This window comes from Pseudomonas sp. COR18, assembly GCF_048568395.1.
GTDB lineage: Bacteria > Pseudomonadota > Gammaproteobacteria > Pseudomonadales > Pseudomonadaceae > Aquipseudomonas > Aquipseudomonas fuscovaginae_B.
The window spans coordinates 2003261-2026149 of the sequence record NZ_CP183808.1; the positions used below are offsets into that span (position 1 = coordinate 2003261).

The window sequence follows — 22889 nt, forward strand, 5'->3', positions numbered from 1 at the left end:
GACCCCGACGCAAGAAGGAGCCGACATGCCGCGAACACTGATCAGAAAGAACCCCAGCAACTTCAAGACCCTGCCCCTGTTCGTCGAAGCGACTCCCGAAGGCCTGAGCTACCAGAGCGTCGGGATGCCGCTGAACTTTGCGCAGATCCTGCACAGGCGCAAGCCGGTGAACGTCGCCGATGCCGGACGTTTTGCCGTGGAACTGGCCAACCTCGGGGTTTCGGTGCGGCTCACCCTGCACTGGCAGAACCGCGACTACTGGGTACTGGTCCGCCAGCGCCGGCAGGACCGCGGCGACGTGGTACTCAAACTGATTTCCGGCTATGTTCCGGCCCAGGAACTGAACCTGCCGCTGCACACCGCCATCCAGGAGATCGCCGAGGAATGCCTGCTGGAAACACCGGAAGGCTGGCTCAGCGGGCGGTTCAATGACACCTGGCTGCCGACGCCCTATTCCGCCGCGCTGCACTACCGCGAGGCGCTGCCGTTTCGCCTGACGCCGCTGTCCGGCTCGGCCTTGCCGGTACGCTGTGGCGCCCAACAGCTGCTGGAGCGGCCGCGGGCCTATGTGCACCTGCCGACCGCATCGCTGCAGTTGATCTACGACCTGCGCCTGGACGTACCTCGGGAGGCCAAGCCCCTGAGCCTGTTCCATGTCGACGAGCGGTTGGAAAACGATGAACTGGTGGCGCGCCTGAACCGCTCCCGGCCCGACCTCTACCTGATGCCATTGAAGGACGGCCAGCCCTGTGCCGAGCTGTATACCCTGAAGAAGGATCAGTTGATTGCCGCCAGCACGCGCGGCCTGTATCTGGCGGAAAGCTTTGCCCGCCAGGATGGCTGGCTGGTGCGCGATGAGCGGGTGCGCTGGAAGGATTGGGTCCGCCAGCAGGGGCTGACGGAACCGGAAAAGGACTCGAGGTTCAGGCGCCTGACCGGCAAGGCCCGGCAGCTTCTGCGCAAGATGGTACCGGCCAAGGCCGGGCGCTGACAGCGGTGCAACCGCGCGGGTCGGGTAACGGACGGTGAATCCATTATGCCGCTGTTCGCGGATAAACCCGGCTCCTGCAGGGTAAGCCCCTGCAACCCCTGCAGGAGCCGGTCACCCTCAGTTGCTGCGGATCTTCTCGACGATCGCCGTGGTCGAGCTGTTTTCCACCAGCCCCAACACCTTCACCGTACCGCCGTAGGCCTTGACGATGTCGGCACCGACCACCTGATCGATACCGTAGTCCCCACCCTTGACCAGAACATCGGGCTTGATCTGGGTCAGCAGGTTTTCCGGAGTGCCTTCCGGGAAGCTGATCACCCAATCCACCGCACCCAGGCCGGCCAGGACCGCCATGCGCCGATCGACGCTGTTGATCGGCCGCCCCGGGCCTTTCAGACGACTGACCGAGGCATCGTCGTTGATCGCAACGATCAGCCGATCGCCCTGGGCCCGCGCCTGCTCCAGATAGGTCACATGGCCGGCGTGGAGGATGTCGAAACAACCGTTGGTGAACACGATCTTCTCGTTGTGCGCCCGCGCGTCATCCACTGCCAGCAGCAACTGTTCGAGCCCCAGCACACCGCGCTCGGAACCTTCCTCGCGCTGGATGGCACGACGCAGCTCCGGCGCACTGATGGCCGCCGTACCCAACTTGCCGACCACGATACCTGCCGCCAGGTTGGCCAGGGCCACGGCATGGGGCAGGTCCTCGCCAGCGGCGATCGCCGCTGCCAGGGTGGAAATCACCGTATCGCCGGCACCGGTCACATCGAACACCTCACGTGCCCGGGCCGGCAGGTGCAGGGCCGGATGATCGGGGCGCAACAGGGTCATGCCGTGCTCGCCACGGGTGACCAGCAGGGCTCCCAGATCGAGGTCCTGCATGAGCTGCGCGCCCTTGGAAACCAGGTCGTGCTCATCGGCACAACCGCCGACGATGGTTTCGAATTCGCTGAGATTCGGCGTGATCAGGCTGGCTCCGCGATAGATCGAGAAGTCCTTGCCCTTGGGATCGGCCAGCACGGGAATACCCCGCGACCGCGCAGCCTGGATCAGCGCCTGATGGTTTTTCAGCGCGCCCTTGCCGTAGTCGGACAGCACCAATACCTTGATGCCTTCGAGCAGGCCATCCACTTCTGCACCCAACGCCAGGGCATCGGTGGCGAACGGTTCTTCGAAATCGATCCGCAACAGCTGCTGGTGACGACTCATGACCCGCAGCTTGACAATGGTCGGCTGGTGCGCAATACGCTGGAAAAGCGCGCGTACGCCCGCGCCCTTGAGGCTGTTGCTCAGGCTGTCGGCGGCCTCGTCGTCACCGGTGACACCCACCAGGGACGCCGGCGCACCCAGCGCGGCAATGTTCAGGGCAACGTTGGCAGCACCGCCCGGACGGTCCTCGATCTGCTCGACCTTGACCACCGGTACCGGCGCCTCAGGGGAAATCCGTGAGGTACCACCATGCCAGTAACGGTCGAGCATGACATCGCCGACCACCAAGACAGGGGCTTGATCGAATCGCGGCATGGACAACTTCATGGAGCAACCCACATACAAAATGAACAGGGGCGCGATATTAACACAGGGTGGCCCCAGGCTAGCCTATGGCTTCAAGTGAGTGGCTTCGCCATTGGAAATTGCACCTTTATTGATCAGAAAATCCAGCAGGCGCCGGGTCGAGGCCTCCAGCGTCAGCGAGGTCGTGTCGATTTCGCAATCGGCATCGAGGGGCACCTCGTAAGGGCTGTCGAGCCCGGTGAAGTCCTTGATCCGCCCGGCCAGGGCCGCCTTGTAGAGCCCCTTGGGGTCGCGCCGGGAACAGACGTCGAAGGGTGTGCTGACATAGACGCAGGAGAACGCCTGCGGCGTGAACAGCGAGCGGGCCTGATCACGCTCGGCACAAAACGGTGAAATCGCCGAGACGATCACGATCAACCCGGCATCGACCATCAGCCGTGCCACCTCGGACACCCGCCGGATGTTTTCCTTGCGGGCCTTCGCAGACATGCCAAGGTCGCTGCACAGGCCGTTGCGCACGTTGTCGCCATCGAGCAGGAAGGTATGCAGGCCGCGCTGATTGAGTTGCACTTCGAGGGCATTGGCCAGGGTCGACTTGCCCGCTCCCGACAAGCCGGTCAGCCAGATGCAGCAGGGCCGCTGGTGCTTGATCGCCGCCCGCTGCGCCGTGGAAAGCGCCAGGGTGTAGGGGCGGATCTGCGGTTTTTCCAGGGGGATCGTTGCCAGTCTATTCATAGCCCAGTAACTCATAGTCTCGTTGGTAGACGCGACGAACCAGTCGGCGGGCTCTCACCGAACAGAACTCCTTCACCGGCTCCACGCGTCGTTGGCGTGAGTGATTGAGGTGAGGCAGGGTCGAGGCGATGCCAATCCGCTCGCAGACGGAGCGGAAATCCTGCTCCAGATGCTCCTGGCGACCGATGAAGTCCAGCTCCAGATGACCGAGCGAACCGACCAGAAAGTCCGTCTGGGGGGCGAAATGCAATTGCTTCCTGACATTCTCGGGATGCAGCCAGCGATAGACGAAATCGTCGAAGTCGCGGTATGAACTCACCAGGTTGTGCGCGGACATATCCCGCCGGCATGGCTCGTTGCCCCTGAGAAAGGCGAAAGCCGAATAGGCCCGCTCCAACGGCTCACGCACGAAAGCGAACTTGAAGCTCCTGGCGTATTGCTCGGGGAACTGATGCTCATACCAGTGCAAAGGCAGATGCCCGGGGTGCCAACCGCCGAACAAGGCACCACACACACTGCTGCCGGCGCACTTGGGAACATGGATGAACAGACAGGCACGCTCGGTGAACGGCTGGGGAAACTGCACATTGCCGGACATGACCTTGTTGATGACCTGCCGGTCGACAACCGGGAGACGCCCCAGCAGAAATTCTCGCTGAGCCTTGGGCATCAGCTTCCATAGGTAGCGCTGCAACATTCCAGTACCTGCGCGGAAGGGATAGCCCCTCCGTTGATATCGATGATTCGTTGCCGAACCATAACAATGTCAGGTAGCAGAAAATATTTAGCGATGGTCAAGCTGGGTAAGTATCCGGATACAAACTCGCGGCGCATTGCGCACCGCAACTGCCCGGAAGCGACACTGCGCTCCCGGGCTATTGACTCACGCGGTCCCGGCGGGGGCCGACTCATCCAGCCCCATGGCATGCAGCCGTGCGTAATAGCCATTTTTTTCCAGCAACTGGGCATGAGTACCACGCTCGACTATACGCCCCTGATCCATCACCAGGATCAGGTCGGCCTTCTCGATGGTCGACAGCCGGTGGGCGATCACCAGGGTGGTACGACCCTTCATGACCTTATCCAGAGCAGCCTGGATATGCCGCTCGGACTCGGTATCGAGTGCCGAGGTGGCCTCATCGAGAATCAGCAGTGGCGCGTTCTTGAGCAACGCCCGGGCAATCGCCAAACGCTGGCGCTGGCCGCCGGAGAGCAGGACGCCGTTCTCGCCGACCTGGGTATCGAGGCCCTTGGGCAACTGATCGATGAAGTCCTTGGCGTAGGCGTCGCGCACAGCCTGCTCGACGTCTTCGCGAGGGGCACCCGCCAGATCGCCATAGGCGATGTTGTTGGTGACCGTATCGCTGAACAGCGTGACATGCTGGGTCACCTGGGCTATATGCCGGCGCAGGTTCAGCAACCGATAGTCTTCGACCTCGATGCCGTCGAGCAGGATCTCGCCCTGTTCATGGTGATAGAACCGCGGAATCAGGCTGGCCAAGGTCGATTTGCCACTGCCGGAGCGCCCCACCAACGCCACCATCTGGCCCGGTTCGACACTGAACGAAATGTCGTCCAGCACCAGACGGTCGGTGCCCGGATAGGTAAAGCTCAGGTTACGCACATCCAGGCGGCCCTCGACCTTGTCCCGCTCGAGGGTGCCATGGTCCACTTCCGGTGCGACGTCCAGTTGCTCGAATATGCTCTCGGCACCCGCCACGCCTTTCTGGATGGTCGAACTGACCTCCGACAACTGACGAATCGGCTTTGGCAACAGACCCGCCAGGGTGATGTAGGCCACCATGTCGCCCGCCGACGCATCGCCGCGCAAGTAGAGCACCAGGAACATCAGCACCGCCATGGCAATGTAGATTACCAACTGCAGCATCGGCGTATAGATCGCACCGGTGCGAGTCATGCGCAGTTGCTTGTCGGTGTTGCTCTGGCTGGCCTTCAGGAAGCGTTTCTGCTCATAGGTTTCGCCACCGAAGCTGCGCACGACACGGTAGCCCTGGATGGTCTCGGACGCCACATGGGTCACATCGCCCATCGCCACCTGGATCTTCTTGCTCTGCTTGCGAAACTTCTTGCTCGCCGTGCGTACCATCAGCGCGATCAGCGGCAGGATGGCGACCATGACCAGAGTCAGACGCCAGTTCATGAAGAGCAGGGAAACGAACAGGAAAATCACCGTCATGCCTTCACGAACCACGACCTTGATCGCGTCGGTGGCGGCCCCGGTCACCATGGTGACGTTGAAGGTGATACGTGAAATCAGATGGCCGGAGTTGTGCTGGTCGAAGTAGCGGTTCGGCAGGGTCAGCAGGTTGTTGAACAGCTGGACCCGCAGGTCGTGAACCAGTCCGAGAGAGACCTTGGCCAGCAGGTAGTTCCCCAGGTACGAACCCAGCCCCTGCCAGGCGGCGATCAGGATGATCAGCAGCGGCACGGCCTGCAGCAACTGCAGGTCGCGCAGATAGGGCACGTTGGGAAACAGCGCGGCTTCGGGATTGGACAGGCCATCGACAAAATACTTGAGGATGTAACCCAGCATTGGCTGCGTCGAAGCGAAAATCAGGAAACCGACGATGCTGAGCATGAACAGTCCTATGTAGGGACGTACATAGCTCAGCAGACGGAAGTAGACTTTCAAGCTCGACGGGCTTGCGGAGAGACTGGAGTCGGTCATGTCACGCGGCGGTAATTGAAAAAGGAGGCTGACTTTAGCACAGCTTCTCTGTTGTACTGACTGCCACTTGGCTCAAGCCCACCGCCCACCTGGCGGACGACATTAAATAGCCAGTGCGTTAGTATGGCCTTTCATCTTTCGGAATGACTTTTCAGCATGCAATTCAGTGGCTTGAATAACGCCTCCAACCGAGTTTTCGATTTCATCTGTCTCTGGCTGCTGCCCCTGGGCTACCTGCTGCTGTTGAGCGACATGTTCTTTCTCCCGGGCCGTAGCGCGCATCACAAGATCTACTACGCCCTGTTCAGTGCACCCGCCCTGATCGCCCTGCTGCTGCGCCCACGGGAACTCAAGGAACTGGTCCGCGAGCCGCTGTTCATCGCCATCGTGACCTTCGCCCTGTGGACCATCCTCAGCCTGCTGTGGAGCCCACCCGTACCGGATGCCCTGAGCGACACAAAGCCGCCACTGCACACCCTGATGCTCTTCATCGGCTGCAGCCTGCTGGTGCGCTACCGCCCGGACAGTCTGCAACCGCTGATCTTCAGCGCCGCCATCATCGGCCTGTGCGCTACCCTGTACAACCTCTACATATTCTGGCGGACCCATACACCGGACCTGCGCATGGTGGGCGCCGGGGCCTTCGACAACCCACTGCTCAGCTCCCATGTCTTCGGCTTCTTCTGCGTCTACTGGATGAGCCTGAGCATGCTCTGCAAACGCCCGCAGACACTGCTGCTGAGCCTGCCGGCACTGCTGATCATGTTCTGCGCCGTGCTCGCCACCGGTTCGCGAACTCCCCTGGTCGCACTGACCCTGGCAGCCCTGTGGCTGAGCTTCATCTGCTGGAACCGGCGCTCGCTGATGGTGCTGGGAGCGATGCTGGCCAGTGCCATCGTGGTCTTCACCTTCTTCTCCGGGATGCTTTTCGAACGTGGCAACTCGTTCCGCTTCGAACTGTGGCGCATGACCCTGGAGCAGATCGCCTTCCATCCCTGGATCGGACATGGCTACAACGCCGAACTGAGTATCGATCCCGGGGTCGGTTACAATCTGAGCGAGCCTCACAACTTCGCCCTCGGCGTACTCTTCTATGCCGGGATCATCGGTTTCCTGCCCTGGATATTCATGCTTGGCTGGGGCCTGCTGAGCAGTTGGCGGCAACGTGTCCAACCACTGTTCATCCTGGCCTCCAGCTGGCTGGTATTCGGAATCGGCGCCGGACTCACCGAAGGTGGCGGCACACTGTCCCGCCCCAAGGAGCACTGGTACCTGCTCTGGGTCCCCCTGGCCCTGATCCTCGCCCTGACCGTCGCGCGGCGCACCCGACGCCTGCTGGACAGGCCAGTACGGTACCTGGATGCAAACTCCTTCGCCGGACTGACCCGGGATGCCCGGGTCATTGAGGAGGACGGACTGGGTCCCAAGGTGCTGTGCCTGCAGAATGGAGACTACCTGAAGCTCTTCCGCTCCCGCCGTTTCTACAGTTCCGGCGGTTTCAATCCACAGTCGGAACGTTTTGCGATAAACAGCGACCGTCTGCGTGCCATGGGTATCCAGACCCCGGAGATCATCGGTCTTTATCACCTCAAGAATGGCAGCACGGCGGTGCACTACCGGCCATTGCCAGGCCAGACGCTCCGCCAGGTTCTGCAGTCGATGGGCTCGGCGGCGGTGCGCGAAGCACTGGTCGAGCGCTTCGGCAGGTTCCTGGGGCAATTGCATGAGCGCGGTGTCTATTTCCGCTCACTGCACCTGGGCAACGTGCTGCTGCTGGAAGATGGCGAGTTCGGCCTGATCGACCTGGCGGACATGCGGGTCTACCCCTCGCCTCTCCGACAAGCCCTACGCCAGCGCAACCTGCGCCATATGCAGCGCTATCGGGAAGACCGTGGCTGGCTTTTCGAAGAGCAGTTGCCGGCACTGCTCAAGGGCTATGCCTCGACGGCTTCCGACAGGTCGGTCACCTCGCTGCGCAAGGAAGCACAACTGCTGAACCAGACCGCCAAGGCCTGAGAAGTGTCGGTCGCCGCCCCGTAAAGGTGCCGCGACCGATTGCAGGAGGTCAGCCCCGGCGCTGCCGGGCGTACTCCAGGAAGCTCTCGATGTCATCGCTGCACAGCTTGTCCGCCAGACCGTGCAGCTCCTCTTCCGGCCAATCCCACCAGGCACTGGCCAGCAGGGCATGACGTTGTTCCTCGGGAAAACGCCAGCGCAGGAAACGAGCCGGATTCCCGCCCACTACCGCGTAAGGCTCGACATCCCGGGTCACCAGGGCACCCGCCGCGACAATCGCCCCGGTTCCTACCGTAACCCCTGACAACAGCGTGCAGTTGGAGCACAACCATACATCGTTGCCAATCGTCACGTCGCCATGCGTCCCACTGTACCCGCTGATATGTGCGGCCTGCGAAACCATGGCGGGGAATGGAAAGGTGGTCACCCAGTCGGCCCGGTGATGACCACCCAGGAATATCTGTACCCCTTCTGCAATCGAGCAGTAGGCGCCGATGTTCAGGGTCGAGCCTTCCTGCCAGTCATGGACCTGTGGCAGACCATAACTTCCCCGGCCAAAACCATAATCGGGATAACGCTGCCTGAAACGCGCGGCGCCACGCTCTATCTTTGGGAGCTTGCGGATGGCCCGCTTAGCCCTTTTTTCGAGAAACCGCTGAATCCAGCCCATGCCTCAAGCTCCGTTCAACTCTTTTCCAGCGGCGAAAAGTACAACCGCGCCAGAGCCTTCCAGGTTTTACCCGTCCAGGCCTTGAACGGAATCTGCGCCAACAGTTCGCGAGCCAGCTTGCGATCACGATTGGAGGTTTTCAGGAACATCGAGTTGAGGAACTTGTAACGCACCTGATCGTACAAGGGGTGATCGCTGAACAGCGCATAGGTGCGCAGGATGCTGTCGATCATGAACCGGTGGTTCTTGTAGGAGTTGGTGGCGTGCTTGCGATAACGGGCCATCAGCACACCCAGGCCATCGATGAAGTAGCCGGCGCGGGTGATCTTCAACTCGATCAGCAGGTCCTCGAGACGGATCTGCGGATCGAACCCGCCAACCTTTTCCAGCGCCTCGCGACGGATGAGCAAGGTGGGAGCCGGCGGATAGGGCTTGCGCTCGAGGAACATGTCATCGAAATCCAGACGCCGGAACGGTACGTCACGGCGCTGGCGCTTCTCTGGAAACAGGTTGCCCTCGGAGTCGATCAGCTCGATATTGCCTGCGCAGATTCCCACCTCAGGCTTGCCGTCCATATGGGCGACCTGCACGGCAATACGCTCAGGCAGCATGATGTCATCGGAACCGAACGGCGCAATCAGGCTGCCACGGGAGCGTGCGATGGCACCGTTGAGCGTATTGGTCAGGCCCTGGTTCTGCTGGACCTGGAAATCGAAACCATGCTCTGCCTGCAGGCGGCGAATACGCTCGACACTGTCATCGGTGGAGCCGTCATCGACCACCAGCAACTCGATGTTCGGGTAGGTCTGGTTGAGCACGCTGAGAATGCTCTGCTCAATGTAGGGACCGTGGTTGTACGAAGCGATGATCACCGTCACCAGAGGCTGGGCGTCTGTCATGGATGTTCCTTACCAGCCTGAGCCAGGCCTGATTCAATCAACTCCAGGTATTGCCGACGGAATACCTCGATATCGTGTTGGTCCTGCAGATAGCGGTAGCTCTGCTCACCCTTGGCGCGCAACGCCTCGTCCGACAGACCAAGGTAGCTGTCCAGGGCCGCCGTCAGGGCCGGCACATTCGCCGGTTCCACCGCCAGGCCACCCGCACCCTGGATCAGCGGCAGCATGGCCGGTACGCTGGATGCGATGACCGGCAGGTGCCCGCTCATGCCCTCCAGCAGCGCCAGGCCCAGCCCTTCGGCGAGGGAAGGCATGGTCCAGATATCGAACGCTCGGACGTACTGCAAGGCGTTCTCGCGGAAACCGAGCAAGTGGGCACGACCATCCAGGCCGAGGCGCTCGATCTCCTGGCGCAGGCGAGCCTCCTCGCGTCCGGCACCGATAATCACCAGCTGGGCTTCGGCATACTTGTCCTTGAGCGCGGCAAAGGCCTGGAGCAGATAGGTATGCCCCTTGACCGGCACCAGCCGTCCCAGCGCACCGACCAGGCGTGCCGAGGGCGACAGTCCCAGCAGTTCCCGGGCCCGCTCACGGGAATGCTGCAGACCCTCGGCCTGCTGGATATCGATCGCATTGGTGATCGCGTAGGTATTGGCATCGGTGAAACCGCAACGGCAGTCCAGCAGATACTGCTTCACCGCAGGCGAGACGCCTACGAAGCGCCAGCTCCGGTCGATCAGGCCCTGGGTCTGCCGCCGCCGATAGAAACGGTCGTACTCGCCAAAACCGTGGGAAATGCCGATACACAAGGGAATCTTCAGCCAACGATTGAGTTGCAGCAGCATGTTCACCGGCTTGAAGCGGTTGCACACCACGACATCGAATTTCTCCCTGCGGCAGAACTTGTACAGCTGCCACATCGCCCTGAGACGCATGCCCTTGAGAGCGCTGTCGGAGAATTCGAAATACACCGAGCGATCAGCCCGGCTGACAGGCTCGCCCGGCCCGGGACGCCCACGCAGGAATGCCGCCGTGACCTCGAAACGCTCGACAGGCAGGGCCTTGACGATCTGCTCGGCCAGGTCGGCGAAATCGTGCGACTTGACGTTGTAGTCCGGCTGCAGTTGCAGGACCTTGAAACGTTGACTCATAAATCTCCCCGCTGAAACCCTGTCGCATCGATGGTCCACGCCGGTTCCCGGGCCAGCAGCCGGAGTTGCCCGGGGTCGGCTTCAGGTAGCCTGGACCACTCATTACGCTTCCAGCACACAAAGTGAAAATATGGAAAAGAGCGCTCGCCATCGCGATCATTGGTCAGGCGCCCGTTGCGCCAGTACCAGCGGCTCGGAAAGTTACAGGTTCCATCATGCCACTTGATCACGCCGCCCGGCGTGCTGAAACATTCGGTGAATTCACTACGCCGCCGCCAGGGGTTGAACTTGCCCACCAGATCGAACAACGGTTTCGGGAAGTTCTTGCGCCACAGGAAAATACGACTGAATGCCCCCTCATCCAGTGCATGATGCTCATGGTCGGTAAAGCGTTCGCGCCAGTTCCTGATCTGCATGAACACCTCGCGTTTGCGCGCGGTGTTGCGCATCAGGCACAAATGGCCGGCTACCCGGCGCTCATGAGTGGAGAACAGATCGTAACCGGCCAGGCGCTCGGCGGTGAAATACTCGCGCAGGTTGCCATACACCAGGTCGATATCACCGAATGCCCAGAAGTCATAGCCTTCCAGACGATCGGCATGGATATATCCCAGGGCCGGTTTGATATCACAGAGTTTGTAGGCGGCCTTCGGGGCAAAATCGATCTCCAGTCGGCGGGAGACCAACTGGCAGTAATTGTCGAAACTCATGCTCTCGATAGTGACATTGGGCGGCGTATCCTCCGGCACCCCACAATCGCTGAACAGCAGCCAGTCAATATCCGGGTTGTATCGGCAGCTTTCCAGAAAGAACGGCATCCAGAACGGCCAGCGCCCGAAATAGGGAATGATGAACAGAATACGCGGGTCTGGACGGGTCATTGGCAACTCACTGCAGGCTTCTGGAACTCAAGGGAACACTATGTCCCAAGGGGCATTACCGACGCTCGAGCAACCAGAGCAATTCATGCCTTCTGACCGCCTTTCGAAAGAACTCGTTCTCGCCGTAGGGGGATTGTACCCTACTAGCCAGAAGCCACTGTATCGAACGTCGCAGTCGCCGCTTGAACGGAGCACGTGGTTGCAGATCATGCATCATGCCCAATGCCATGGCCTTGTTGCGCTGCTGCTCCAGCGACAGCGACAGACTATAGGGTTGCAGCACCAGCGCCGGATCGAAGACCGGCGGCAAGGCGACTCCCGCGCCTGAATCGCCCATGGGCCAGCGATCATTGTCATGCAGGTGGTTGGCATAGCCCAGCAGCGTGGTCGGCTGCCACTCCAATCCCTGCAACGCTTGCATCACCGCCGCCTGGGCGCAGATGTGATCCGGATGCGGATCAAGTGAAAAATGCGGTAACACAATTACCTGCGGCCGGGCCCGGCTCAGCAGCTCGCGCAGGTCGGCCAGCAGGTTGTTCCAACTGGGCACACCATCGCGATCACCGGGGAGGGTGAACGGATTGAGCTGGCGGAACAGGCGGATATCGTCGAGCTCGGCTTCGCGGGACGCCACCGGCTGGTCCGGTGCGGCCTGCATGGCCGGCAGTTGCAGGCAGAAATAGCCGAGCTGCACGCAATGCTCCTGCGGTACACCGGCCCAACGCGGCACCGCGATACTGTCCCAGGCCCGCAGCCGCCCCTTCAGGCGAGCCGCCTCGGCACGGGGCAAGCCCATCGCCTGGTAATGCTCGGCTTCGATTTCGCCCGCGGTCAGGGTCACGATCCAGGTTTCATCAGCCTGGCTGTACAGACCGTAGGCCGCCAACTCGGCATCGTCGGCATGGGGAGCGATCACCATGACCCGCTGCCGCCGCAGGTCCGGCTGGCGGAAAACCCACAGCACCGGCTCACCGAGCAAACGACAGAAACGCCCGCGCAAACGCAACGAGCCCGTGGTCAGCGCCGGGGCAAAGCCACCCAGGTTGAGATAGCGCAAACCATTGACGCCGCGCTCGAATGCCTGGCGATCGGAGGATTGCGCGCTCTCGATTTCGACTGCCGGATCGAGGAAGCGCCCCAGCCAGCGGCTCTTGAGCCTGACCGCCAGGATCAGGGTTTCCTCGCCGTCCAGTGCAAGGGCATCGTCCAGTTTCAACAGCCCACCGTCGAGACGGCCGGCGACCTGCTCGCTGCCCTCGGGAAAGGCATATTGATAATCGTCGCCCGGGGAATAGAACAGGTGATCGGCAAACCAGGCTTCATGGGCAACCCAGGCCAGCAGTGCCAGGACCAGCGGCAGCCACCAGGCCACCAGCAGGCCGACCGCGACCAACAGCACCAGGCCGATCAACAGCGTCAGTCGCTTGTTACGGCGATGACGCTTGAGCAACTGCTGTTTACGGCTCATACCCTGAACACCGGCACGGGGTTGCACCAGCGATCCTTGTACTCACGGTCCGCACGCCCGAACGAAAAGCGCAGCGCCTTGCCCAGCGCGCGGGCATCTTCCCAGGCACTCTGGGTGTTGAGGAAGCTCAGCACGCTGCCCGGGCTGAATGCCCGGGTCTCGGGATCGACGCCGCCGTTGATGTACTCGACGCTGATCCACTCGGGCGCCTCGACGCGGTAGATCAGTTGCACCGCGATCGGCGCATCGTTGAGAAAGATCACCGAACCGATCAGCAGTTCGCGCAGCAACTCGATGACCTCGGCCATGCGTGCCGCGCCGGTCGCCGCGAAACCCCAGCGCCGCTGGAACAGGTCGCAATAGATCGCCGCCAGTTCGGCACTGGAAAACTCGCTGACCGGGCGCACCACGCCGCCCGCCTCTTCGAGCAGGCGCAGTTCACGACGCTGGTTGTAGCGAAACTTCTTCGACAGGTCCTCCGGCGTGCGGGCCATCGCCAACTGTTCGGTCTGCGCCTGCAGGCCGCTGAACCGGTCGGCATTCAACTCGGACAGATAACGGCCACGGTGCCGCAACGGCGCCAGCGCACCGGCAGCCGCCGGCAGGATCAGTTCGGCGTTGCCGAGATCGAACAGACCCTTCTTGCCCTGGCGCTTGAGCACGTCCTTGGACAACGCCAGGTCACGGCCCCAGGTCGCAATCGCCGCCTTCAGCTCGCCACCCTGCTCGAAAGCCAGGTAACGCACCGGAATCCCGGCCAGATGCGCCAGGCGGTCGACCACCAGCGGGTGCGTCGCGACGCTGCCACCAAAACGCTGCCAGGCTGCACTGTAGGTCGCGGCATCCACCACCGACCAGCCGCGCTCGCGCCAACCCTGGAATAGGTTGAGCATCAGGCCTCCGCCGTCAGGTCGGTGACTTGTGGCAGGTGCCAGAAAGCCTCACGGACCGCCTGGTCCGAGAACCTCTCGTGCAACCGCGCCAGCATCCGTTCGGCACAGGCCTGGCGCTGCTCGTCATCCAGCGCAGCCAGGTGCTGCAGCCCCTGGGCCAGGTGCTCGGCATCGCCGAGGGGGAAAAGAATCCCGACACCTTCGACCACTTCCCTGGCCCCCCCACAGGCAGTGGCCAGCAGCGGCACACCGGCAGCCATGGCTTCCAGCAGGACCATGCCGAACGGCTCGTGATCGGAACTCAGGGCGAAAACGTCAAACCCACGAAAGTAACGGCGAGCCTGCGGGACCTGGCCGAGAAACAGCACACGCTCGGCGACCCCGAGCTCGGCGGCCAACGCCTTCAGTTTCTGCTCCAGGCGTCCGGTACCGAGTATCGCCAGCCGACTGTTGACCGGCAGACGCTCCACAGCCTGGGCAAACCCGCGAATCAGCGTCGCCTGATCCTTGTCCGGATGCAGCCGGCCGACATTGCCGACGATCCAGGCATCAGCCGGCAGCCCCAGGGCGGCACGCGCCTCGGCGGCCGGAAGCTGCGAAGCCTGCAATGCCTCGATGTCGATGCGGTTGTAAAGCGTACGAATCCGCCCGGTCGGCCACTTCGGCAGGCACTGGCGCATATCGTCGCGTACGGCATCGGAAACGCCGAGCAGGCTCAGGCGCTTGCGAAACAGGTGGGCAAACAGCTTGCGGCTGCCCCGCACATAGTCGCCGAACGCATGGTGTACGCCGATAACCGGCAACGCCGTGCCAAGCAGGGCGATGTAGATCGGCTTGAAGCGATGGGCGATGCAGAAGCTGAAGTCGCGCGAGGCGGCGATCTTGCGCAGGTCGCCGATAGCGCTGAGCTTGAGTCCCCGGATGGCCTTGGAGCTGTACTCCATGAACAGCACTTCGTCCGACGCACAGTCCGCGGCCACCTCGGCATCGGCGACACCGGTGAGAAACACCGTGGTCACCCGATAGCCGGTCCCGCTGAACAGGCTGGCGTACTGACGGGCGCAATCGAGGAACGGCCCGTCATATCCGTGGCAGAACTGCAGCACATGGCGCTCAGCCGAGCGAGTCATAAGCATCCGCGCCGTCTTTGACCACCAGGATGTCTTCCATGATCAGGTACTGCAGGTCGGAACCGAAGAACATGTTCAGGGCATCGGTCGGCGAGCAGATCATCGGTTCGCCACGACGGTTCAGCGAGGTGTTCAGCGACACGCCGTTGCCGGTCAGCACTTCCAGGGCCTTCATCATGTCGTAGTAGCGCGGGTTGTACTCGCGCTTGAGCACCTGGGCCCGAGAAGTACCGTCCTCGTGGACCACTTCCGGCACGCGGGTCTTCCACTCCTCGGCCACTTCGAAGGTGAAGGTCATGAACGGCGCCGGGTGATCGATCTTGATCATCTGTGGCGCAACGGTGTCGAGCATCGACGGGCAGAAAGGCCTCCAGCGCTCGCGGAACTTGATCTGGTGGTTGATCCGGTCGGCCACGCCGGCGACGCTCGGGCAACCGATGATCGAGCGGCCGCCCAGGGCACGCGGACCGAATTCCATGCGGCCCTGGAACCAGGCCACCGGGTTGCCGTCGACCATGATTTTGGCGATCTGCTCCGGCATGTTGTCCAGCTTGCGCCACTTCGGCGCATTCGGGTGACGGGCGCAGGCCGCGATCACGTCTTCGTTGCTGTAGGACGGGCCGAGGTAGACGTGCTCCATCTTCTCCACCGGCACACCGCGGGCGTGAGAAACGTAAGCGGCCGCCCCGACGGCGGTACCGGCGTCGCCGGAAGCCGGCTGGACGAACAGTTCCTTGATGTCATCGCGGGCGATGATCCGCTGGTTCAGCTTGACGTTCAGCGCACAGCCGCCAGCGAAGGCCAGCTTGCCGGTTTCCTTGAGAACGTCGCCCAGGTAGTGGTCGATCATCTGCAGCGCCAGCTTCTCGAACAGTGCCTGCATGCTGGCCGCGTAATGGATGTAGGGCTCGTCGGCAATGTCGCCTTCGCGCTTGGGCCCCAGCCACTCGATCAGCTTCGGCGAGAAGTAGAAGCCCTTGCCCTTTTCCTTGTAACGACGCAGGCCGATGACGTTGGCGTACTCGGTGTTGATCACCAGCTCGCCATTCTCGAAAGAGGCCAAGCGCGAGAAGTCGTACTTGCTGGCATCGCCGTAAGGGGCCATGCCCATCACCTTGAATTCGCCATCGAGCATTTCGAAGCCGAGGAATTCGGTGATCGCGCCATACAGGCCGCCCAGGGAGTCCGGATCGAAGAACTCCTTGATCTTGTGGATCCTGCCGTTTTCACCGTAGCCGAAGAAGGTGGTGGCGTACTCGCCCTTGCCGTCGATCCCGAGGATCGCGGTCTTCTCCTTGAAGCCGGAGCAGTGATAGGCGCTGGAAGCGTGGGCCAGGTGGTGCTCGACCGGTTCGATCCTGATCTTCTTCGGATCGAAGCCCAACTGCTCCAGGCACCAGACGATCTTCTTGCGATAGCGCTTGTAGCGACGGTTACCCATCAGGATCGCATCGAGGGCGCGATCCGGGGCGTACCAGTAACGCTTGGCGTAATGCCAGCGCGCCTTGCCGAACAGGCTGATCGGGGCGAATGGAATCGCGACCACGTCTACGTCCGAGGGCTTGATGCCGGCCTGCTCCAGGCAGAATTTCGCCGATTCGTAGGGCATGCGGTTCTTTGCATGTTTGTCGCGTACGAAGCGTTCTTCCTCGGCGGCCGCGATCAGCTTGCCGTCGATGTACAAGGCTGCGGAAGGATCATGGCTAAGGGCGCCGGACAGGCCAAGAATCGTCAATGCCACAGGGGTCTAGCCTCTTTAAGTCTGCATGCAGGCGGCGATGCGCCTGGAGAAAATGTGTCCTCGCAAGGGGCGAGAAACAGCTAAAGGGCGGGATTATAGCGTAAAAGCGGCGACAAGCCTCTAGGGGCAAGCCGTGAGCGGCAGATCGCCGCGGCGCAAGGGGCCGCGGCGATCACCCGGTCAACTGACCGGCTCGATGGTTTTCGGCAGCCGGGCATCGATGATCTGATACAAGGCACTGCTCTCGGGCCAGTTGCGCATGAACCGCGCCCGGTCGCGGGCATAGGCCGGGGCAAAGCGGCTGGCCGAAGAATGCTGGTGCACCGCATCCAGGTCGATCAGGGTCCAGCGCCCCTCGTGCCAGAACAGATTGTGCCCCTTGAAGTCGCCATGGCTGATGCGCTCGCGGATCAGGTCGGCAAACAGCTGTTCCAACGCCTGCAACTCGGCCTCGGGCACCGCACCGCTTTCAACATGGGGTGCAAAGCGCTGGATGATATCCGGGCCCGGCAGATACTCGGTCACCAGATAGGCCTGGCGACGCAACCAGAGAAAGCGTTTTTCCAGTACGGCCAGCGGCCTGGGCGTGGCGATGCCGAGAAACGCCAGGCGATTGCCCTCGCGCCATGAATGCCAGGCGCGGCTGGGGCGCCAGAAACGCTTGAGCCAGTGGGCAAAACCCTTGATGTTGTAGCGCTTGAGCAACAACGTGCGGCCATCGGCTTCGATTCGGCCGACGCTGGCCGCTCCGCCGGTCTTGTACAGGTGCCCCTGGTCGAGCAGATGATCGGCCTGGGCCAGCACCGGCAGCATGGCCGATTCTTCCTCGCGCCGAAGGGCGCGCAAGGCGAACGGCCCGCGCTGCACGCTGAACAGCGTGCACTCACGCCCGACCTTGCCGATGAAGTCCTTCAGGCGCCAGCCGCGGATTCGGTCGACCTGCTTGAGCAGGGCCTCCAACGGCAAGGCGTGCTCGGCATTGCTCAGCAGATAATGCACCAGCAATTCTTCGATGAACGGCTCGAAATGCCTGGGCAACTGGGCGAAAAACACCCCGAGATTTTCCAGCACCTTCTGCCGCGACAGCGGCTTGCCCGCCTCTTCGGCACAAATCCCGGCACCATCGATCAGGTGCAACTTGCCGCCATGGCGCAACAGGTTGTCCAGGTGCAGGTCTTCCTGCCACAAGCCCTTGGCATGCATCTGCGCGATTGCCGCCAGGGCCTCGCCCAGCACCCGTTGCTGCTCGTCAGCCAGGACCGGCAGCCTCTCCACCTGTTTCCAGGCGTCGGCCAGGCTTTCGGCCCCCTCCAGGAACTCGAAAAGCAACCAGCCGCCCTCGCCTTCCTTCAGACCGTCGGCCAGCAACAGTGGCGTAGTCAGCCCCTGCTCGGCGAGCAGGCGCACACCCTGCAGTTCGCGCTGGAAGTGTCGAGCGGCCTTGCCGCCCACCAGCAACTTGGCCAGCACCGCACGACCGCGCCAGACCCCGGCACCGACATAACGCTGTCCAGGCAGCACCCGCAGCAGACTGAGCAGTTGCAACTGCCCCGGACCGGCAGCATCGGCCAGTTCGATGCTCAAGGGCAGAACCGGCGTACGCCCGGCGGATTTCAGTTCGGACAGGCGCATCAGCGAACCCCCTTCCTGCTGCGCCGTGCCCCCAGGCGCTGAAGCCAGGCATCCACCCGCGAAGCATCCACCGGCTGATCGAGGTAGGCCGCCAGCAACGTCCGCACATCGGCTTCGCTCCAGACCGGCGCCCGACGCAGCAAGGGTTCCAGATCCTTGACCCGGTCACGCCGGCCGAACAGCAGCGGTCGGGTTTTCTCCAGGTCGATCAACCGCGCCTGGTAACCACCCGCCGTCTCCTGCAGGAAAATATGCTTGGGATAGAAACAACCGTGGATCTGCCGCACCCCGTGCAGTTGCCGGGCCAGCAGCCCACAGCATCGCAGGATCGCCTGGCGCTGCGTCGGCGCCAGTTGCGACCATTGCTCCAGCAGCGAGTCCAGGTCGCTCCAGCCATCCAGCGCCCGGGTCAACAATACGGCCCGGCGCTCGCCCTTCACCGCACGCTCGCCAAAGAACGCCGCCTGCAGGGCCGGGATACCCAAGCGCTGATAACGGCTGATATTGCGGAACTCACGGGCAAAGGTCGGTTCGCCCAGTGGGCTGTGCAGGGTGCGCGTCAGGTAATTGCTCTGGCGCTTGAGGTAATAGCCCTGACCTTCCAGCTCCAGCCGATACACGCTGCTCCAGCCACCGCCACTGGTGTTGGGCTCATCCACCGCGTCCAGCGCCTTGTTCCACAGCGCATCGAAGTTGCCGAGTCCGTTGCGTTCCAGCAACGCGCGGTCGGCAGCCGCCAGGAAGTCGGTCATTCCCGTCCCTCGAAAAATCTCAACACATGCCGAATGCGCTTCTTGTCCGCCGCATTCAGCCGACTACGTTGGCGGTACTGCAGGTAGAACCGCAGCCGCTGGGTGGCCGACAAGTGATACTTGGCGACCTTGTCCAGGCAGGCCAGGTCCTTGGTGATCCGATAGCGCAGCCAGAAGCCGCGCCAGAACTCGCCGTTGGGACAATCGATCAGGAACAGCCGGTGCTGGTCATCGACCAGCAGGTTGCGCCACTTCAGATCGTTATGAGTGAAGCGCTGGTCATGCATGATCCGCGTGTAGCGGGCCAACTGCCGACTGATGCCATCGACCCAGGCGCGATCGCGCAACAGCGGATCGTTGCGATTGGCCAGCGCCGAAAGGTCCTCGGTCCTGGGCAGTTCGCGAGTGATCATGGCCCCCCGATGATAGGCCGCGCCACGGCGCTCCAGGCCCCAGGCGATGACTTCGGCGGTCGGAATGCCCCACTTGGCGAAACGCTTGAGATTCTGCCATTCGGAACGGACCCGGGGCCGGCCGAAATACTGCCGCAACCCCTTGCCCGCGCCGGAGTAACGCTTGACGTAATAGTTCACACCGTCGCGGTTGACCCGGATGACCTCGGACAACGGGTCACGGGTCAGGTGCTCGCCCTCGAGGGCGAATACCGCTTCCAGGCTGCCAAAGTCATCCGCCAGCGCCGCGTATTCAGGCTCCAGTTTCCAACCCGACATCAGAGCGCATCCCCGTAGCGCTGCTTGCGCTTGTAGAGCTTGTCGGCCTTGCGTTCCAACCACGCCAGCAGCGCAGCCTCGTCACGCAGGACCTCACGCAGCGGCCGGCGGAAATAGCCCTGCAGAAAACGCAACTTGTCGCGCCGGGTGAGGCCGATATCCAGCACCGAGAAATACAGGCCCGCCAGGTCCTTGTTGCGCCAGCGGCGCGGAATGCTCGGGCGAACCTGCGCACGATGCAGGTCGATGACCGAAAGCTTGAGGTCATCGGCCGTCACCGGCTTGTCGGTATGCAGCAGGAAATGGGCGATATAACAGTCGCGATGGTTGAGCCCGGCCCGATGCATGCCACCGGTCATGCGCGCCACTTCGGCAATCAGCGCACGCTTGAGCCCGGGCTGCGGCGGCTGCACGGGCCATTGCAGGGTGTAATCCTCGAGGCTGACGGTCGGCGCCAACTCCTCGGTGACGATAAACGAATCCTGGCCGGCCGGATTGCTGCCACGCTCGCCATAGGCCACGCCGGTCATGGTGGGCACACCGGCCTTGTGCAGGCACTCGATAGCACGCCACTCCTGACCGGCACCCAGCACCGGCATTTTCGCGGTCAACAGGTTCTTGAAGATTTCGCGCCAGCCAATGCCATGATGGATCTTCACGAAGTAGCCACGCCCGGCGACTTCCGTGCGCAACGTCCGACGAGCCTCCAGCTCGCGATAAACCTTGCCCTGCAAGCGCTCGACCTCGGCGAACGCATCGCGTCCGGCCCACAGGGTCTTGAAGGGTTCGGCAAGGATCAACTTCATCGATGCTGCTCCGCCAGAATCACATCCGCAGCGTGCTGCGGCATGCTGTAGAGGTCGGCCGTCTCGGCGAAGGCCAGACCGTTGCGGCTCCATGCCGTGCGTGCCGCCCCATCGGACAGCATCCGGTTCAGGTATTGATTGAGCTGGTTCTGCTCGAAGGGCTCGTCCAGCACCAGGCCGCCATCGGCCTCGGCAATGTAATGGGCATAACCGCAGACCGCACTGACCAGCACCGGCAAGCCGGACACCAGCGCCTCCAGCAGCACGGTACCGGTGTTCTCGTTGTAGGCCGGGTGAATCAGCAGGTCGGCGCCCAGCAGGAAACGCGGGATATCGCTGCGCCCCTTGAGAAACTGCACATGCTCGCCCAGCCCCAGTGCCGCGCTCTGCACCTGGAAGACCTTGGGATCGTCCTGACCAATTACAAACAACCGGGTGCGCTTCCTAAGCTCCGCCGGCAATGCCGCCAGGGCCTTGAGACTGCGATCGACGCCCTTGGTCTTGAAGCCGGAGCCGATCTGTACCAACAGGCAGTCGTCGTCCGCCAGCTTGAATTCACGGCGGAACTCGGCGCGGATTTCAGCGGCATTGGCCGGCGCCCGACGGTCCTGGGCAATCCCCGGCGGCAACAGGTGAAAGCGCTCCAGCGGCGTGTCGTAATGCTTGATGAACAGCGGCTGCTGGACTTCGGAGATCATCAGGATCTCGGTCTTCGCGTCGCGGGCGAACACCGCCCGCTCGTACTCGGCGAAGTGCTTGTAGCGCCCCCAGAAACGGTACAGCGAATGACGCAGGTTCTGCGCCTTGTCCTCGAAGCAGCCATCGGCGGCGTAGTACACATCCAGTCCCGGCATCTTGTTGAAACCGATCAGCCGGTCGACCGGACGCCTGGCCAGGTCGGCTTCCATCCAGGCACTGAGCTTCTCGTTACGCCGATGATTGGAAAACGCCTTGATCGGCACCACCAGCACCTCGAAGCCTGGCGGAATATCGCCTTCCCAGATCAGCGTGTAGACGCGGATCTGGTGCCCGCGCCGCTGGCACTCCAGGGCGATGCGCATGAAATCGCGCTGCAGGCCACCAAAGGGAAAGTACTTGTACAGGACAAAAGCCAGTTGCATCAGTGCCGCTCCTCGGCCAGTAACAACGCGGTCAGCCGGCTGGCAACACGTTCGGGATTGAGCCGCGTGAAGCACAGCGGCAACTCGCGCCTGAGATCGAAGCGCTTCTGGTCTTCGGGGGTGGGCACGTAGGTGCACTTCTTCTGCAGGCAGGGCGCACAGGGGAAGTCGCTCGCCAGGTGGACCTGCGACTTTCCATAGGCCCCGGTCAGCCCCGGATTGGTCGGGCCGAACAGCGACAGGGTCGGCACATCCAGCGCCGCGGCCAGGTGACCGAGGCCGGTATCCACGGCAACGCAGGCGCTGGCATCGGCCAGAACCTTGCCCACACCGGCCAGATTCAGCTTCGGCAACACCACCGCATGCCTCAGCCCCCGGGCGATACGCTCGGCACGCGCCTTCTCGACAGCGTTACCCCAAGGCAACTTCACCTCGACGCCCAGGTGCCCCATCCGCTCGGCCAGCTCACGCCAGTAGGCTTCGGGCCAATGCTTGGTGTCCCAGGTGGTGCCATGAAGGAACAGCACGAACGGCGTCTTGCTGCGTGGCAACACCACCAGCTTCTCGACATCCAGGCCGTAATCGCCCAGCCCACCGGGCAAGTCATAGCCCAGCGCCACGGCGAACAACTGCCGCACCCGCTCGACCGCATGCTGCCCCCGCGCCACAGCCAGGCGCCGGGAATAGAAACGGCTGGCCAGCGGCTCACGGGCCGACTGTTTGTCCAGCCCGGCAACCGGGGCCTTCACATAGCGGGTCAGGAACGCACTTTTCACCAGCCCCTGGGCATCGATCACCAGATCGTATTTCGTCGCCCGCACATTCTGCTTGAAGCGCTTCCACTCACCGCTTTTGAACGTCTGCCAGAGGTTCTTGCGCCAGCGGCGAATCGCCACCGGAATCACCTTGTCCACCGCCGGATGCCAACTCGGGATCTCGGCGAAACCTTCCTCGACCACCCAGTCGAAGCGGATGCCGGGAATGGCCCGGGCCGCATCGGTCAGCGCCGGCAGGGCATGAATCACGTCCCCCAGGGAAGAGGTCTTGACCAGCAATACGCGCAAG

At 62.5% G+C, this 22889-nt stretch carries 20 protein-coding genes; 2 read left to right on the top strand and 18 right to left on the bottom strand.

All coding sequences use genetic code 11. From position 1 onward, the window contains the following. Nucleotides 1–25: 25 nt before the first annotated feature. On the top strand, nucleotides 26–991 hold the full coding sequence (locus ACM62G_RS09295; protein ID WP_054056548.1) for a hypothetical protein: 966 nt from the start codon (nucleotides 26–28) through the stop codon (nucleotides 989–991). Between the two features lie 117 nt (nucleotides 992–1108). Here the strand turns inward: ACM62G_RS09295 and hldE are convergent, their stop codons facing one another. From hldE to msbA, 4 genes are all read right to left on the bottom strand, one after another. After that, nucleotides 1109–2530, bottom strand: coding sequence for a bifunctional D-glycero-beta-D-manno-heptose-7-phosphate kinase/D-glycero-beta-D-manno-heptose 1-phosphate adenylyltransferase HldE (gene hldE, locus ACM62G_RS09300; protein WP_419737042.1), 1422 nt, complete (start codon nucleotides 2528–2530; stop codon nucleotides 1109–1111). Nucleotides 2531–2593: 63 nt separating this feature from the next. Next, entirely contained in the window at nucleotides 2594–3244 is a 651-nt protein-coding gene (gene cysC / locus ACM62G_RS09305) for an adenylyl-sulfate kinase (RefSeq protein ID WP_419737043.1), read from the bottom strand. Beyond that, nucleotides 3237–3941: a sulfotransferase family 2 domain-containing protein gene (locus tag ACM62G_RS09310; RefSeq protein WP_273823151.1), complete on the bottom strand. Its 705-nt coding sequence runs from the start codon at nucleotides 3939–3941 to the stop codon at nucleotides 3237–3239. The genes cysC and ACM62G_RS09310 overlap by 8 nt, the downstream gene beginning before the upstream one ends. 186 nt (nucleotides 3942–4127) lie before the next feature. Then, nucleotides 4128–5933, bottom strand: a complete 1806-nt coding sequence (gene msbA / locus ACM62G_RS09315) for a lipid A export permease/ATP-binding protein MsbA (protein WP_054056544.1) — start codon at nucleotides 5931–5933, stop codon at nucleotides 4128–4130. Between the two features lie 156 nt (nucleotides 5934–6089). Between msbA and ACM62G_RS09320 the strand changes: the two genes are divergently transcribed. Continuing rightward, on the top strand, nucleotides 6090–7949 hold the full coding sequence (locus ACM62G_RS09320) for an O-antigen ligase family protein (RefSeq protein ID WP_419737044.1): 1860 nt from the start codon (nucleotides 6090–6092) through the stop codon (nucleotides 7947–7949). Nucleotides 7950–7998: 49 nt separating this feature from the next. Here the strand turns inward: ACM62G_RS09320 and ACM62G_RS09325 are convergent, their stop codons facing one another. The 14 genes from ACM62G_RS09325 to waaC form a co-directional block, all read right to left on the bottom strand. Continuing rightward, on the bottom strand, nucleotides 7999–8619 hold the full coding sequence (locus ACM62G_RS09325) for a CatB-related O-acetyltransferase (RefSeq protein WP_054056542.1): 621 nt from the start codon (nucleotides 8617–8619) through the stop codon (nucleotides 7999–8001). Between the two features lie 14 nt (nucleotides 8620–8633). Further along, nucleotides 8634–9518: a glycosyltransferase gene (locus ACM62G_RS09330; RefSeq protein WP_273823155.1), complete on the bottom strand. Its 885-nt coding sequence runs from the start codon at nucleotides 9516–9518 to the stop codon at nucleotides 8634–8636. Next, on the bottom strand, nucleotides 9515–10669 hold the full coding sequence (locus ACM62G_RS09335; RefSeq protein ID WP_054056540.1) for a glycosyltransferase family 4 protein: 1155 nt from the start codon (nucleotides 10667–10669) through the stop codon (nucleotides 9515–9517). The genes ACM62G_RS09330 and ACM62G_RS09335 overlap by 4 nt, the downstream gene beginning before the upstream one ends. Next, nucleotides 10666–11550, bottom strand: coding sequence for a DUF6625 family protein (locus tag ACM62G_RS09340; RefSeq protein ID WP_054062117.1), 885 nt, complete (start codon nucleotides 11548–11550; stop codon nucleotides 10666–10668). The genes ACM62G_RS09335 and ACM62G_RS09340 overlap by 4 nt, the downstream gene beginning before the upstream one ends. Nucleotides 11551–11605: 55 nt before the next feature. After that, entirely contained in the window at nucleotides 11606–13018 is a 1413-nt protein-coding gene (locus ACM62G_RS09345) for a PIG-L deacetylase family protein (protein ID WP_273823157.1), read from the bottom strand. Then, nucleotides 13015–13911 (bottom strand): GNAT family N-acetyltransferase, encoded by an 897-nt coding sequence (locus ACM62G_RS09350; protein ID WP_273823158.1) that lies wholly within the window; start codon nucleotides 13909–13911, stop codon nucleotides 13015–13017. The genes ACM62G_RS09345 and ACM62G_RS09350 overlap by 4 nt, the downstream gene beginning before the upstream one ends. After that, nucleotides 13911–15041 (bottom strand): glycosyltransferase, encoded by a 1131-nt coding sequence (locus tag ACM62G_RS09355; RefSeq protein WP_273823159.1) that lies wholly within the window; start codon nucleotides 15039–15041, stop codon nucleotides 13911–13913. The genes ACM62G_RS09350 and ACM62G_RS09355 overlap by 1 nt, the downstream gene beginning before the upstream one ends. Then, a complete protein-coding gene (locus ACM62G_RS09360) occupies nucleotides 15025–16782 on the bottom strand; it encodes a carbamoyltransferase (RefSeq protein ID WP_054062113.1) in 1758 nt (585 codons plus the stop codon). Before ACM62G_RS09360 ends, ACM62G_RS09355 begins: the two co-directional genes overlap by 17 nt. A 180-nt stretch (nucleotides 16783–16962) precedes the next feature. Then, nucleotides 16963–18414 (bottom strand): lipopolysaccharide kinase InaA family protein, encoded by a 1452-nt coding sequence (locus ACM62G_RS09365; RefSeq protein ID WP_054056534.1) that lies wholly within the window; start codon nucleotides 18412–18414, stop codon nucleotides 16963–16965. Continuing rightward, nucleotides 18414–19166 (bottom strand): lipopolysaccharide kinase InaA family protein, encoded by a 753-nt coding sequence (locus ACM62G_RS09370; protein ID WP_273823161.1) that lies wholly within the window; start codon nucleotides 19164–19166, stop codon nucleotides 18414–18416. The genes ACM62G_RS09365 and ACM62G_RS09370 overlap by 1 nt, the downstream gene beginning before the upstream one ends. Continuing rightward, nucleotides 19163–19897: a lipopolysaccharide kinase InaA family protein gene (locus tag ACM62G_RS09375; RefSeq protein WP_054056532.1), complete on the bottom strand. Its 735-nt coding sequence runs from the start codon at nucleotides 19895–19897 to the stop codon at nucleotides 19163–19165. Before ACM62G_RS09375 ends, ACM62G_RS09370 begins: the two co-directional genes overlap by 4 nt. Beyond that, the gene (gene rfaP / locus ACM62G_RS09380) at nucleotides 19897–20703 is read right to left on the bottom strand and encodes a lipopolysaccharide core heptose(I) kinase RfaP (RefSeq protein WP_419737045.1); all 807 of its coding nucleotides are present in this window, start codon (nucleotides 20701–20703) and stop codon (nucleotides 19897–19899) included. Before rfaP ends, ACM62G_RS09375 begins: the two co-directional genes overlap by 1 nt. Beyond that, a complete protein-coding gene (locus ACM62G_RS09385; protein ID WP_419737046.1) occupies nucleotides 20700–21824 on the bottom strand; it encodes a glycosyltransferase family 4 protein in 1125 nt (374 codons plus the stop codon). The genes rfaP and ACM62G_RS09385 overlap by 4 nt, the downstream gene beginning before the upstream one ends. Next, the gene (waaC, locus tag ACM62G_RS09390) at nucleotides 21824–22888 is read right to left on the bottom strand and encodes a lipopolysaccharide heptosyltransferase I (protein ID WP_054056529.1); all 1065 of its coding nucleotides are present in this window, start codon (nucleotides 22886–22888) and stop codon (nucleotides 21824–21826) included. The genes ACM62G_RS09385 and waaC overlap by 1 nt, the downstream gene beginning before the upstream one ends. Nucleotide 22889 lies beyond the last annotated feature (1 nt).

Bases quoted from the DNA above. Each gene is read 5' to 3' on its own strand.
- ACM62G_RS09295 (WP_054056548.1), top strand. From the start codon at position 26: ATGCCGCGAACACTGATCAGAAAGAACCCCAGCAACTTCAAGACCCTG.
- hldE (WP_419737042.1), bottom strand. From the start codon at position 2,530: ATGAAGTTGTCCATGCCGCGATTCGATCAAGCCCCTGTCTTGGTGGTC.
- cysC (WP_419737043.1), bottom strand. From the start codon at position 3,244: ATGAATAGACTGGCAACGATCCCCCTGGAAAAACCGCAGATCCGCCCC.
- ACM62G_RS09310 (WP_273823151.1), bottom strand. From the start codon at position 3,941: ATGTTGCAGCGCTACCTATGGAAGCTGATGCCCAAGGCTCAGCGAGAA.
- msbA (WP_054056544.1), bottom strand. From the start codon at position 5,933: ATGACCGACTCCAGTCTCTCCGCAAGCCCGTCGAGCTTGAAAGTCTAC.
- ACM62G_RS09320 (WP_419737044.1), top strand. From the start codon at position 6,090: ATGCAATTCAGTGGCTTGAATAACGCCTCCAACCGAGTTTTCGATTTC.
- ACM62G_RS09325 (WP_054056542.1), bottom strand. From the start codon at position 8,619: ATGGGCTGGATTCAGCGGTTTCTCGAAAAAAGGGCTAAGCGGGCCATC.
- ACM62G_RS09330 (WP_273823155.1), bottom strand. From the start codon at position 9,518: ATGACAGACGCCCAGCCTCTGGTGACGGTGATCATCGCTTCGTACAAC.
- ACM62G_RS09335 (WP_054056540.1), bottom strand. From the start codon at position 10,669: ATGAGTCAACGTTTCAAGGTCCTGCAACTGCAGCCGGACTACAACGTC.
- ACM62G_RS09340 (WP_054062117.1), bottom strand. From the start codon at position 11,550: ATGACCCGTCCAGACCCGCGTATTCTGTTCATCATTCCCTATTTCGGG.
- ACM62G_RS09345 (WP_273823157.1), bottom strand. From the start codon at position 13,018: ATGAGCCGTAAACAGCAGTTGCTCAAGCGTCATCGCCGTAACAAGCGA.
- ACM62G_RS09350 (WP_273823158.1), bottom strand. From the start codon at position 13,911: ATGCTCAACCTATTCCAGGGTTGGCGCGAGCGCGGCTGGTCGGTGGTG.
- ACM62G_RS09355 (WP_273823159.1), bottom strand. From the start codon at position 15,041: ATGACTCGCTCGGCTGAGCGCCATGTGCTGCAGTTCTGCCACGGATAT.
- ACM62G_RS09365 (WP_054056534.1), bottom strand. From the start codon at position 18,414: ATGCGCCTGTCCGAACTGAAATCCGCCGGGCGTACGCCGGTTCTGCCC.
- ACM62G_RS09370 (WP_273823161.1), bottom strand. From the start codon at position 19,166: ATGACCGACTTCCTGGCGGCTGCCGACCGCGCGTTGCTGGAACGCAAC.
- ACM62G_RS09375 (WP_054056532.1), bottom strand. From the start codon at position 19,897: ATGTCGGGTTGGAAACTGGAGCCTGAATACGCGGCGCTGGCGGATGAC.
- rfaP (WP_419737045.1), bottom strand. From the start codon at position 20,703: ATGAAGTTGATCCTTGCCGAACCCTTCAAGACCCTGTGGGCCGGACGC.
- ACM62G_RS09385 (WP_419737046.1), bottom strand. From the start codon at position 21,824: ATGCAACTGGCTTTTGTCCTGTACAAGTACTTTCCCTTTGGTGGCCTG.